This is a genomic window from Actinoplanes sichuanensis (genome assembly GCF_033097365.1).
GTDB classification, from domain to species: Bacteria; Actinomycetota; Actinomycetes; order Mycobacteriales; family Micromonosporaceae; genus Actinoplanes; species Actinoplanes sichuanensis.
The window spans coordinates 6,192,689-6,205,480 of record NZ_AP028461.1; the positions used below are offsets into that span (position 1 = coordinate 6,192,689).

A 12,792-nucleotide genomic window follows, 5' to 3' on the forward strand; every position below is an offset into this window, starting at 1 on the left:
CGTCACGGCCGCGGCGCGGCCGCCGGGCCGGGGTGGTCCAGGACGGCTATCTCCGGCCGGGTCAGGCTGCCCGCCACCACGGTCCCGTCGTGTTCGGCGGCCGAGGTGACGAACCCGTACCCGCCGTCGGCGGACCGCAGGTCGTGCACGATCCGGCCGTCGGAGTCGAAGGCCATCACCCACGCGATCGGGACCGCCTTGGGCCGCACCGCCGCCGGCAGGTTCCACACCAGCAGCCGCAGGAACCCGGGCAGCGGCAGCATCCGGTCGAGCAGCGCGTCGCGGGGTGCCGCGATCCCGGCCCAGAGCAGCCCGTCACTGCCGAGCCACAGGTTGTCCGGGAAGCCGGGCAGATTCTCCACCAGCATCGATTCGGTTCCGTCCAGCCCGTACCGCCGGATCCGATAGCCCGCGGTCTCGGCCACCAGCAACGCCGAACCGTCCGTGGTCAGGGTGAGCCCGTTGGCGAATTTGAGCCCGTCCCGCAGCACGGTGACCGTCCCGTCCGGGTCGCGGCGCAGCAGCCGCCCGGTGCAGGAGTGCTCGAACACGTCGCCGAGGTGATCGTCGAGGTTCCAGGCGGTGCTCGAGGTGGTGAACCAGATCGTGCCGTCCGGGCCTTCCACGACGTTGCTGGCGAAGGTGAGCGGCGCACCGTCGACCGTGTCGACCAGCACGTCGACGGTCCCGTCGGAGGCGACGGCGAGCAGCCCCCGGTCGTGGTCGCAGACCAGCACCCCGCCGCCGGCGCGCGGGTGCAGCCCGAGGGGCCGTCCGCCGGTGTCGGCGAGCACGGTCCGTTCCCCACTGTCCGGGTCGATCCGCACGATCCGCCCGTCGGCCAGGCCGGTGAGCACCCGTCCGTTCTCGTCGAAGACCACGTCCTCGGGTCCGGTCCCGCCGGTCGGGATGAGTCGCCGCACCCGCAGTGGCCCGGTGGCCGCGGCCGCGACGGGGGCGGGCGGCGACCAGCGTCGCGGCCGGATCCAGCGGCGGGCCATCGGAACCTCCGGGGTCAGGTCGTCGCCTGCGGGTTGGTCAGGTTGCGGACGTCGGGCAGAGCGAGCACGGCGAGGCTGGTCGAGATGACCACGACGATGCCGATGACCAGCAGCGGCACCACTCCGACGGCCGGGGCCGCGAACCCTACCAGCACGTAGCCGAGAGGCAAGGTCACGAGTGAGCCGAACCAGTCGTAGGCGGCGACCCGGGACAGCACCTCGCGGGGCACGTTCGCCTGGAGACTGGTCTCCCACAGGGTGACGAAGACGCCCATGCCGAGGCCCGCGGCGAACCCGCCGGCGATGACGACCGGCAGCGGGGCCGACACGGCGAGGGTCAGCAGCGCCAGCACGAACCCGAAGACACCGAACACTCCGGTCCGCAGCGGGTAGTGCGGGGTGAAGCGGGCCATCACCAGCCCGGCGACCACGGCGCCGGCCCCGAACCCGCCGAGGATGAGCCCCCAGCCGCGTGCGCCGCCGAGCCCGTCGGCGGCGATCTGCGGGCCGAGCACCATGTACGCCGGGAGCACGGCGAGGTGGATCAGCGCGAACTGCGCCACCAGTGTCCACAACCACCGTCGGGACCGGAACTCGGTCCACCCCTCACGCAGGTCGGCGATCAGGCCGGTGGGCCGGGACCGCGGCGCGGGCGCGTCCCGGGGGACGCCGAGCACGAACAGGGCGCTGATCAGGTAGGACGCGGCGTCGAAGGCGATCACCACGCCCGGGTTGAAGGCGGCGACGAGCAGACCGCCGGTGGCCGGGCCGAGCAGCCGGCCCACCGAGCGACCGAACCCGATCAGCGCGTTGGCCCGTTGCAGGGAGCCCGGCTCGTTCAGTGACGGGATGATGCCGGCCAGCGCGGGCCGGAAGAACGCGCTGCACAGCCCGTCGATCGCGGCGAAGCCCATGAGGGCGGCCAGCGGCACCCGGCCGGTGAAGATCCAGACCGCCAGCACGGCCTGGCTGACGCCGCACACCACGTCGGTGATCAGCAGCAGGGTGCGCCGGGGCAGCCGGTCGGCCAGGACGCCGCCGATCAGCACGAACGCGACGACGGGCAGCCGGCCGGCGCCCAGCACGAGGCCCAGACCGGCGACGCCGTAGCCGCTGGCCAGGACCGCGAAGGCCAGCGCCACCGGGGTCATCTGACTGCCGAGCACCGACGTGTAGAAGCCCGCCAGCAGGTTCCGCATCGGACGGCTGATCGCCCGCGGCCGGCTCGCAACTTCATGATCTTCGATACCCGGCACTCGCCGATCATAGGGGATCGGTCAGGCCGACCACTCCTTGGCGAGCAGTTCGAAGGACCTGACGCGGTCGGTGTGGTCGTGTGTGATGGTGGTGACCAGCAGTTCGTCGGCGCCGGTGACCCGTTGCAGAGTTTGGAGCCGTTCTGCCACGGTCTGCGGTGATCCGGCGAACCGGGTGTCGACCCGGTCGGCGACGATCGCCCGGTCCTGTTCGGTCCAGGTGAACGCCTCGGCCTCCTCGATGCTCGGGAACGGGACGGCACCGAGGCCGGTGCGGATGCTGCGGACCCAGACGGCGAACGGTTTCGCCAGATGCCGTGCGGTCGCGTCGTCCTCGGCGACCAGCACGTCGGCGGAGACCATCACGTACGGTTCGGGCAGGGCCGCCGACGGCACGAACGACTCCCGATACGCCGCGACCGCCTCCAGCACCTTCGCCGGGGCGACGTGGTAGTTCGCGGCGAACGGCAGCCCCCGCGCCCCGGCCGTGCGGGCGCTCTCCCCGCCGGAGCTGCCGAGCAGCCACACCTGCAGATCGGCGCCCGCGCCCGGGGTGGCGGTCACCTCGTTGCCCTCGTCGTCGACGACCGGCCCGGCCAGCAGCGCGGAGATCTGGTCGAGAACGTCGTCGAGGCCCAGCGGCTCGGCGCCCGGCTGGGTGAGGAAACTGCCGGCCAGGGCGGTCCGCTTGGACGCGAAGATCGGCGCCCAGGAGAACGGTTTCGGGATCAGCAGCCCGTCGACGACGCGTTCCTCCTGCGGCGTCCGGTGCTTCTCGGCCTCCCGGATGGCCTCCTTCCGGGCCTGCCCGGACCGGCCCAAACCGAGGTCGAACCGGCCCGGGTAGAGCGCGTCGAGCAGACCGAACTGCTCCACGATGGACAGGCCGGTCTGGAAGCCGGTCTGCACGGCCCCGGAGCCGAGCCGGATGTGGTCGGTGACCGCGGCGATCTGGCCGAGCAGCAGCGCCGGCTGCGAGCTGGCCACACCCGGCGTGAAGTGGTGCTCGGCCACCCAATAGCGGTGATAGCCGAACTGCTCGGCCCGGCGGGCCAGGTCGAGGGTGCGGCGCAGCGCGTCCGGCACGTCACCGCCGGAGACCAGCGGGGCCAGATCGAGGATCGAGAGGGGTACGGGCATGGCTACCGCCCTTTCAGTCGGCGTAACACTCCGGCGATGTCGGAGGCGAACAGTTCCAGGCCGGCCCGGTTCTGTTTCTCGGTGATCGGGTTCTGCAGCGGCCGGGGCGCATCACAGCCCCAGGTTGGCGCGCAGCGTGGTGCCGGAATACTCGGTCCGGAACACGCCGCGTTCCTGCAGCAGCGGGACCACCTGGTCCACGAAGTCGTCGAGCCCGGCCGGGGTCAGGTGCGAGACGAGGATGAAGCCGTCGCAGGCGTCGGTCTGCACGTACTCGTCGAGCAGTTCGGCGACCCGGGCCGGGGTGCCGATGAAGTTCTGCCGCCCGGTCACCTCGATGATCAGGTCCCGGATCGACAGGTTCTTCGCCTCGGCCCGGGCCCGCCAGTCGCGGGCGGTGGCCAGCCGGTCCGGGTACATGCCGGCGCGGCCCTTGATGATCGTGTCGTCCTCGTCCACGACCGGGTCGATGTCCGGCAGCGGCCCTTCGGCGTCGTAGCCGGACAGGTCGGTGTTCCACAGCTGTTCCAGCAGCAGGATCGCGGTCTGCGGGCTGACCTGCCGGCGCCGGATGTGGTGGGCCTTCTCCTGGGCGTCGGCGTCGCTGTCGCCGAGCACATAGGACACCCCCGGAATGATCTTCAGGCTGTCCTCGGTCCGGCCGTACTTCGCGAGCCGGTCCTTGACGTCACGGTAGAAGGTCCGGGCGTCGTCGATATGGTGGTGCCGGGAGAAGATCGCGTCGGAGTGTTTCGCGGCCAGTTCCCGGCCGCCGTCGGAGTCACCGGCCTGCAGGATGATCGGATGCCCCTGCGGGCTGCGCGGCACCCCGAAGCGGCCCTTGATGTCGAACTGCGCGCCGCGGTAGGCGAATTCTCCGGCGTCGGAGTCCCAGAGCGTCCGGGCGGCTTCGATGAACTCCCCGGCCCGGACGTAACGGTCGGCATGGTCGAGGAACCCGCCGCGCCGGAAGTTCTCGCCGAAGAACGCGCCAGGGGAGGTGACCACGTTCCACGCGGCCCGCCCGCCGGACAGGTGGTCGAGGGTGGCCAGCTGACGGGCCAGCTCGTACGGCTCGTGGTAGGTGGCGTTCAGCGTCCCGGCCAGCCCCAGGTGCTCGGTGACCGCGGCCAGGGCGGTCAGCACCGTGATCGTGTCCGGCCGGCCGACCACGTCCAGGTCGTGGATCAGGCCGCGCTGCTCACGCAGCCGCAGCCCCTCGGCCAGGAAGAAGAAGTCGAACAGCCCCCGTTCGGCGGTCTTCGCGAGGTATTCGAAGGAGTCGAAGTCGATCTGGCTGCCGGCGCGCGGGTCGCTCCACACCGTCGTGTTGTTCACGCCCGGGAAGTGCGCGGCGAGGATGATCTGCTTAGGCACGTCCGGCCTCCTGATAGCGGTTGACTGCGGTGCCCAGGCCGAGCCGCTCGCGGAGCACCGGCTTGGTGGAGGGCTCGAACAGGCCACGGCGGCGCAGTTCCGGGACGAGTTCGTCGGTGACGTCGGCGACGTCGGCCACCCGAAGCCGGAACCCGTCCACCCCGGAGGCGACCCACCAGTTCTGCACGAGGTCGGCCAGGTCCTGCGGTGTGCGGGTCCCGTCGACGGCCAGGTCGGCGAAGATCTTCTTCTCCGGCACGATCCTCCGGACGATCGCAGCGGCCTCGTCGGCGTCCGACGGCGTCACGAAGAAGACGTCGGCGTCCAGCGCGTCCCACACCTGCGGCCCGTGGGCGAGCGCGGCGACCACCGGCCGGCCCTGCGGCGGCCGGGGCACGATCGACGGCCCCTTGACCGTGAAGTGCGGTCCCGTGAAGTCGATGTAGTGCAGCTTCTCCCGGTCGATGTACCGGCCGGTCGCGACGTCGGCGATGATCGCGTCGTCCTCCCAGCTGTCCCAGAGCCGCCGCACCACCTCGATCGCGTCGGACGCCTCACCGATCAGCTCGTCGACCGGCAGCGGCTCGCGCCGGCCGAGCAGCGCCGCCTCGGCCGGATCCGCCGAGATCCGCACCTGCCAGCCGGCCCGCCCCCGGCTGACCCAGTCGAGGGTGGCCAGCGCGGTGGACAGGTGGAACGGCTCGGTGTGGGTGGTGGTGGCCACCGGCACCAGGCCGACGTGCCGGGTCAGCGGCGCGACCCGGGCGGCGACCTGCACCGCGTCCGGCCCGTACCGCCCGAACGTGTCGTCGAACGTCACGAAGTCGAGCCCGGCCTCGTCGGCCCGACGGACCTGGCCGATCCAGTCACCGGCGGCGAACGAGTCACCGGCCAGAGCGACCGCGAGATGCAATGTCATCGGGAAACCTCCAAAGTGGGCACGGCGTCCAGCAGCGCCCGGGTGTACTCGTGACCGGCATGGTCGAAGACGGCCTTGACCGGGCCCTGTTCGACGACCCGGCCGTCCTGCATGACCAGGACCCGGTCGGCCAGGTCGCGGATCACGCCCAGATCGTGGGAGATGAACAGCAGCGCGGTCCCGTCGGTCTCGCGGATCCCCGCCAGCAGGTCCAGGACCTGCGCCTGCACCGACACGTCGAGGGCCGAGACCGGCTCGTCGCAGATGATCAGACTCGGTCGTGGGGCGATCGCCCGAGCCACGGCCACGCGCTGCCGCTGCCCACCGGACAGCTGCCGCGGATACCGGTCCAGGACGTCGGCGCCGAGCCCGACCCGGACCAGGTACGGCTCCGGGTCCTCGCCGCGGGGCAGCGCCTCGCCGACGATGCGCCGCACGGTCCACCGCGGGTCGAACGCCGACAGCGGGTCCTGCGCGATCAACTGCAGACGACGGCGGATCGGCCGGCGGGCACGTTCCGGCACCCCACTGAAGTCGGCGCCCTCGAACCGCACATGCCCGGACGTCGGCTCCACCAACCCGAACAGCAGCTGCGCCACGGTGGTCTTACCCGACCCCGACTCGCCGACCAGCCCGATGATCTCCCCGCGACGGATCGTCAGGCCGAAGTCCTTCACGACGGTGCGGTCGCCGTACACCTTGCGCAGCGCGGTCGCCTCGGCGACGACGTCGCCGGGTTCGGTGGTGGTCCCGCGCCGTCTCCCGGTGGCGGCTGAGATCAACTCCCTGGTGTACGGGTGACCGGCGCCGACCAGGATGGTGCGGGTGTCGCCGCCCTCGACGACGCGGCCGTCCTTCATGACCAGCACCCGGTCGGCGAGCTTCGACACGACCGCCAGATCGTGGCTGATCAGCAGCAGGGTCTCGCCACCGGCGCGGCGCTCGGCGAGCAGGGTGAGGATCTGCGCCTGCACCGTCGCGTCGAGGGCCGTGGTCGGCTCGTCGGCGATCAGCAGCCGTGGCCCGCCCGCGATGGCCGACGCGATCAGGGCCCGCTGCCGCAACCCGCCGGACAACTGATGCGGGTACTGCCGGGCGCGCCGATCCGGTTCCGGCACGTGCACGTCGGTGAGCAACTGCCGGACCCGCTGCGGCCGGTCCCGACGCTCACCGATGCGATGGGTCTGCAGCACCTCACCGATCTCCGCGCCGACGGTGCGCAGCGGATCGAGCGAGACCAGGGCGTCCTGCAGGATCAACCCGGCGAACCGGCCCCGCAGCCGCCGCCAGTCCCGGGCGACGAACCCGCGCACGTCCCGGCCGTCGACGGTGAACGTGTCGGCCTGCACCCGGGCATGCGGACCGGCCAGTCCGACCAGGCTGCGCGCGGTGACGCTCTTGCCGGAGCCGCTCTCGCCGACGAGCGCGACACATTCCCCCTCGCGAATCGTGAGGTCGACCCCGCGTACCGCCTCGACCTGCCGTTTCCCGGTGAAGGTGACCCGCAGGTTCTCGACGTGGATCAAGACTGAGCCTCCTTGGCGTGCTCTCGCGGCCCGTGCTTCGCGGCGGTGCACTCGATCACGCCGGTCGCCCTTCGAACCGGTTCTGGAAATACCGACCGATCACGGTGAGAGAGATGACGGTGGCGGTGACCGCCGCTCCCGGCAGCACCGACGCCCACCAGGCGATGTGTAGGTAACCGCGGCCCTCGGAGAGCATCGCGCCCCACTCCGGCGACGGCGGCTGCGGACCGAGCCCGAGGAAACTGAGACCGGCCGCGATCAGGACCGCCTCGCCGAGCCCGATCATCGCCAGCACCGGGATCGGGCCGAGCACGTTGGGCAGCACGTGCCGCAGCGCCAGCCGCAGCCGCGACTGTCCGAAGGCGACGGCGTGCGTGACGTACGGCGCCTGCCGCACCACGAGCGTCTGGGCCCGCACCACCCGGGCGTAGTGCGGTGTGGTGGCGATACCGATGGCCACGATCAGACTGGTCGTGCCGGTACCCGCGATCGCGATGAACAGCAGCGCCAGCAGAACCAGCGGGAACGCGGCGAGCGCGTCGAACCCGCGGCTGAGCGCCTCGTCGGCGACCCGGTGGGCGAGCCCGGCGATCAACCCGAGCAGGATGCCCGCGCCGACCGCGATGACGGTGGCCGCGACACCGATGCTCAGCGAGTGCCGGGCGCCGTGCACCACCCGATCGAACACGTCCCGGCCGAGCTGGTCGGTGCCGAACCAGTGCGCCACCGACGGCGCCTCCAGCACCCGCAGCGGGTCGGCGGCCAGCGGGTCACCGGCGAACAGCGACGGCCACAGCACCGCGGCCAACGCCAGCGTGAGGACGAGCCCGGCGGCGGCGAGACCGGGCCGGGGCCGTCGCAGGGTGAGCCGGCGCACCACCGGCCGGGACAGGGCGAGCGTCACTGGTCAGCTCCTTCGCAACCGCGGATCGATGATCAGGTACGCGAGATCGGCCGCCGTGTTGATCACGACGAAGGCGGCAGCGGCCGACACGACGACGGCCAACACGACGGGCATGTCACCGTTACCGACGGCCTGCAGGGTGACCTGGCCGAGCCCGGGCCGCCCGAAGACCTGCTCGATGATCACCGCGCCGCCGAGCAGGACACCGGTGAGCCAGCCGAGCAGGGTGACCGCCGGGATCAGCGCGTGACGCAGCGCATGCCGGACCAGGACCGCTCGTTCCCGCAGGCCACGGGCCCGAGCGGTGACCGCGAACGGCTCGTCCAGGGCCCGGTCCAGCCCGTCGCGCAGCACCTGGGCCAGCACCCCGGCGATCGGCAGGCCGAGCGTGACGGCCGGCAGCACCAGCGCCGCCCAGCCCCGGTCGCCGGAGACCGGGAACAGCCCGAACCGGAACGAGAACACGCTGAGCAGCACGATCCCGATCAGGAAGGGCGGAGTGGACACGATGATCAACTCGACCGTGGAGCTGGCCCGCCGCACCCACCGGTGCCTGGTGGTGACGGCCAGGATCAGGGCCAGCACCACCCCGAAGACGGCCGCCGCCACGGCCAGTTTCAAGGTGGGCGGGATCTGGTCGCCGATCACCTCGCCGACCGGCCGCTGCAGCAGGTAGGAGCGGCCCAGGTCACCCTGGACGGCCCGCCACAGATAGTCCAGGTACTGCACGACGGCGGGCCGATCGAGGTGCCACTCGGCGATGATCTGGGCCCGGATCTGCGGGGTGTCGGCACCGTCACCGATCAGGCTGTCGACGATGTCGCCCGGGGCGGCCAGCAGCGCGAGGTACGCCGCGGTGGCCGCCGCCCACAGCACGACGACGCCGGAGACGATCCGCCGGGCGATCACCCTGGTCACCGGCTGAGCCAGAGGTCGTAGGCACTGCCCGGCACACCGGCGGTCGGCTCGAAGCCCAGCCCGCCGACTCTCGTGTCGGCGGCGACCTGGTCGGCCGGGGCGTACAGCGGCAGGATCAGCGCCTGATCGGTGATGGTCAGCTTCTGCACCTGCCGGTACGCGGTCAGCCGCTGGGCCTGGTCGGCGCCGGCCTGCCCGCCTTCGAGCAGCCTGTCCAGCACCGGGTCCTGGAAACCGGTCCGGTTGATCGCGCCGGCCGAGTGCAGCAGCAGGTTGAGGGCCGCCCCGGCGTCGGTGTCGGCCCGGGAGTTGTCGAACACCTCGTACTGCCCGTCGGCGAGCGCCTGGGTGGCGGTGCCCTGGTCGACCACGGCCACGTTCAGATCGATGCCGGCGCTCTGCTTGACCTGCGCCTGCACGGCCTGGGCCAGCACGTCGCGGCGATCCCGGACGAACGGCGCCGACTGCACCAGCCGTACCGTCAGCCGTTTGCCGTCCTTGGTCCGGAAGCCGTCGGCGTCCCGCGTCGTCCAGCCCGCCTCGTCGAGAAGCCGGTTGGCTTTCGCGGCATCGCCGCCGTAGGTCTTCTCCAGCGACTTGTCATAGAACGGGCTGGTCGGACCGATCACGCTCCACGCCCGGGTGGCGCTGCCCCGGTAGACGCCGGTGAGCACCGCGTCGACGTCGACCGCCTCGCGGAACGCCTGCCGCACCTTGAGGTCGTCGAACGGGGCGTGCGTGGTGTTGAAGTAGTACGAGTACGCCGACCCGGAGTTGAGCCCCCGCGACAGCGACAGCTGCGGGTTCGCGGTGATCAGGCCCTCGTCGGTGGCCGGGACACCCTCGACGATCTGCACCTGGCCGGAGGTGAGCGCCCCGACCCGCACCGACGACTCCTTCAGGAACCGGTAGGTGATCCGGTCGAGGTAGGCCGCCCCGCTGTGCCCGGCGTTGGCCGGCGCCCAGTCGTAGGCCGGGTTCCTGGTGAACACGACCTCCTGCCCGGCGGTGTAGTGGTCCAGCAGGAACGGTCCGGTACCGGCCAGCTCGGGACCGCCGGCCTTGAGGTTCTTCGCCTCCTTGAGCGACTTCGGCGACACCTGCGCGCCCTGCGGTGAGGAGAGGAAGTCGAGCAGCAGCACGTCGGGCTGCTTGAGGTGGAAGGCGACGGTGGCCGGGTCGACCACCTCGACCTGGTCCAGGTTGCGTAGCTGCACGGCCAGGACGGTCGGGTTGTACCCGTCGACGCGGAACTGGTCGATGTTCGCCTTCACGGCCTCGGCGTCGAATCTCGTCCCGTCGGTGAAGGTCACGTCGGTACGCAGCTTGAACGTGTAGGTCTTCCCGTCGGCCGACACCTCGTGGCCGGTGGACAGCCACGGCAGGTAGCCGCCCTGACCGTCGTGGGTGAGCAGGGCCTCGAACGTGTTCCAGACCAGCAGACGGGCCTTGGCCTGGGCGTACTGATGCGGGTTGAAGGTGATCGGCTCGGTCTCGACGGCCCAGGTCAGCGATCCGCCGCTGACCGGCCGGCCGGCCTCGGCACCGGCCTCCGTCTTCCCGGACCTCCCGGACGAACAGGCGGTGAGGACGACTAGGGCGAGAGCTGTGGCGGCGACGGCGGATCGGGTACGGCTCATACTACTTTTCCTATCGTCCCTATAGGAAATTGGCAAGAGGCTGAGACCCTGGACACCCAATGTTTCCAACCCACCCCTGAACCATCCCGCGCCGACATGCGTGTCCCATGACGTGCAGCCGACAGACCTCGCCGACCCGCCCCAGAACCCCGACTCGGAGAACCCGTCCGAGAAACCGGTCGACACCACACCGGCCGCCGACCCTTCGGAGAACCTCGCGGAAACCCCTTCCGAGGCGGAAATCGCCTCCGACTCGGCGACCCCTTCGGCCCCGTCGGACCCGGCCTCGGACCCGGCGACCCCTTCTGATCCGGCTTCGGACCCGGCAGCCCCTTCGGACCCGGTCAGCGCAGACACCTCTTCCAATTCGGATATTTCCGAAAAGTCGGCGGACAAGAAGGCCGACGATGAGGTCCCTGCGGCCGTCACCGCCGAACCGGTCGAGAAAACCCCGGGCCGAGTACGACGGATCCTGCGCTCCCGAGCGATGTTCCACGGACTGAACATCCTGGCCGGCGCCCTGGTCTTCGCCGCACTGCTCTACCCGAACGTCCTACGCCGCCTCACCCTCGGCAACTTCGCCCGCATCCCGATCGAAGCCGCGTTCGGCATCCTTCTGATGATCGCGCTCCCCCGCCGCCCCCGCCTGGTCGTCGGCTCGATCCTCGGCGCCGGCCTCGGCTGGCTGCTCATCCAGAAGAGCCTCGACATGGGCTGGTTCAACACCCTGGCCCGCCCGTTCGACGTCATCCTCGACTGGGAACTGTTCGACGACACCTTCAACTTCATCCGCGACTCCTACGGCGCCGCCGGAGCCTGGGGCGCCGCGATCGGCGCGATCACACTCGGCGCCGCCGTGATCGCCCTGATGGTCTGGGCCGTACTCCGACTGGCCGCCCTGATCACCGAACACCGCCGCCGATCCGCGCTGGCCGCCGCCGGCATCGCCTCCGCCTGGATGCTGTCCCTGGCCCTCGGCGTCCAGCTCATCCCGGCCGTCCCGGTCGCCGCCCGCACCTCGGTCACCTACGCCTGGGACCGCGCCTGGCAGGCCAAGGAGGGCATCGCCAACGAGGCCGCCTTCGCCGACGAGATCAAGACCGACCCGTACAAGAACGTCCCGGCCGACCAGATCCTCACCGCCCTGCGCGGCAAGGACGTCATGTTCACCTTCGTCGAGAGCTACGGCCGCAACGCCGTCGAATCACCCAGCCTCGCCGCCGGCACCACGGCCGTCCTCGAAGACGGCGACGCCCAACTCAAGGCAGCCGGATTCGCCTACCGCAGCGGCTGGCTGACCTCCGCGACCTACGGCGGCAACAGCTGGCTCGCCCACTCCACGCTGCTGTCCGGACTGTGGATCAACAACCAGTCCCGCTACCGCAACCTCACCGCCAGTGACCGACTGACCATCCCCAGCGCCATGCAGAAGGCCGGCTGGGACACCGTCAGCGTCATGCCCGGCGCCACCCGCGCCTTCCCCGAAGGCAAGTTCTACGGCTACAACCGGATCTGGGACTCCCGCAACCTCTCCTACCAGGGCCCCAGGTTCAGCTGGTCACAGATGCCCGACCAGTACACCCTCAAGCAGTTCAACGAGGTCGAATACAACCGACCCGGCCGCAAACCACTGATGATCGAAATGCCGCTGATCTCCAGCCACACCCCGTGGGCCCCGATCCCCACGTTCATGGACTGGGACCAGGTCGGCGACGGCTCGGTCTACAACGCGATCGCCGCCGACGGCGCCCAGAAGGCCGACATCTGGACCAGCGCCGCCAAGGTCCGCCGCGAGTACGGCCGGTCGATCCGCTACACCCTCACCACCCTGATCTCCTGGGTCGAGAAATACGGCAACGACAACCTGGTCCTGGTCTTCCTCGGCGACCACCAGCCGTCCAGCGTCGTCACCGGCGACAACGCCAGCCACGACGTACCGATCACGATCGTCGCCAAGGACCCGGCCGTCCTCGACCGCATCGCGAGCTGGAACTGGACCCCCAGCCTCAAGCCCGCGACCGACGCCCCGGTCTGGCCGATGAACACCTTCCGCGACCGCTTCTTCACCGCCTTCGGCCCGACCGGCGGCAACCACTGAGCCAGGTGTGCGG

Annotated in this window: 10 protein-coding genes; 1 reads left to right on the top strand and 9 read right to left on the bottom strand. The window is 71.0% G+C overall.

What is annotated here, in order from left to right:
* Positions 1-2: 2 nt before the first annotated feature.
* The 9 genes from Q0Z83_RS28550 to Q0Z83_RS28590 form a co-directional block, all read right to left on the bottom strand.
* Positions 3-1,001 (bottom strand): SMP-30/gluconolactonase/LRE family protein, encoded by a 999-nt coding sequence (locus Q0Z83_RS28550; RefSeq protein WP_317786307.1) that lies wholly within the window; start codon positions 999-1,001, stop codon positions 3-5.
* Between the two features lie 14 nt (positions 1,002-1,015).
* Entirely contained in the window at positions 1,016-2,200 is a 1,185-nt protein-coding gene (locus Q0Z83_RS28555) for an MFS transporter (protein ID WP_317786308.1), read from the bottom strand.
* A gap of 78 nt (positions 2,201-2,278) precedes the next feature.
* Positions 2,279-3,397, bottom strand: coding sequence for an LLM class flavin-dependent oxidoreductase (locus tag Q0Z83_RS28560; RefSeq protein ID WP_317786309.1), 1,119 nt, complete (start codon positions 3,395-3,397; stop codon positions 2,279-2,281).
* 111 nt (positions 3,398-3,508) lie between these two features.
* Positions 3,509-4,774, bottom strand: coding sequence for an NtaA/DmoA family FMN-dependent monooxygenase (locus Q0Z83_RS28565; protein WP_317786310.1), 1,266 nt, complete (start codon positions 4,772-4,774; stop codon positions 3,509-3,511).
* Positions 4,767-5,693: an LLM class flavin-dependent oxidoreductase gene (locus Q0Z83_RS28570; RefSeq protein ID WP_317786311.1), complete on the bottom strand. Its 927-nt coding sequence runs from the start codon at positions 5,691-5,693 to the stop codon at positions 4,767-4,769. The genes Q0Z83_RS28565 and Q0Z83_RS28570 overlap by 8 nt, the downstream gene beginning before the upstream one ends.
* Positions 5,690-7,219 (bottom strand): nickel ABC transporter ATP-binding protein NikE, encoded by a 1,530-nt coding sequence (nikE, locus tag Q0Z83_RS28575; protein WP_317786312.1) that lies wholly within the window; start codon positions 7,217-7,219, stop codon positions 5,690-5,692. The genes Q0Z83_RS28570 and nikE overlap by 4 nt, the downstream gene beginning before the upstream one ends.
* Positions 7,220-7,274: 55 nt before the next feature.
* On the bottom strand, positions 7,275-8,123 hold the full coding sequence (locus Q0Z83_RS28580) for an ABC transporter permease (RefSeq protein WP_317786313.1): 849 nt from the start codon (positions 8,121-8,123) through the stop codon (positions 7,275-7,277).
* Between the two features lie 3 nt (positions 8,124-8,126).
* A complete protein-coding gene (locus Q0Z83_RS28585; protein ID WP_317786314.1) occupies positions 8,127-9,041 on the bottom strand; it encodes an ABC transporter permease in 915 nt (304 codons plus the stop codon).
* Positions 9,038-10,681 (bottom strand): ABC transporter substrate-binding protein, encoded by a 1,644-nt coding sequence (locus Q0Z83_RS28590; protein WP_317786315.1) that lies wholly within the window; start codon positions 10,679-10,681, stop codon positions 9,038-9,040. Before Q0Z83_RS28590 ends, Q0Z83_RS28585 begins: the two co-directional genes overlap by 4 nt.
* A gap of 487 nt (positions 10,682-11,168) precedes the next feature.
* Between Q0Z83_RS28590 and Q0Z83_RS28595 the strand changes: the two genes are divergently transcribed.
* Positions 11,169-12,779 carry a sulfatase-like hydrolase/transferase gene (locus Q0Z83_RS28595; protein WP_317786316.1) on the top strand — a complete coding sequence of 537 codons (1,611 nt, stop codon included), beginning with the start codon at positions 11,169-11,171 and terminating at the stop codon, positions 12,777-12,779.
* Positions 12,780-12,792 lie beyond the last annotated feature (13 nt).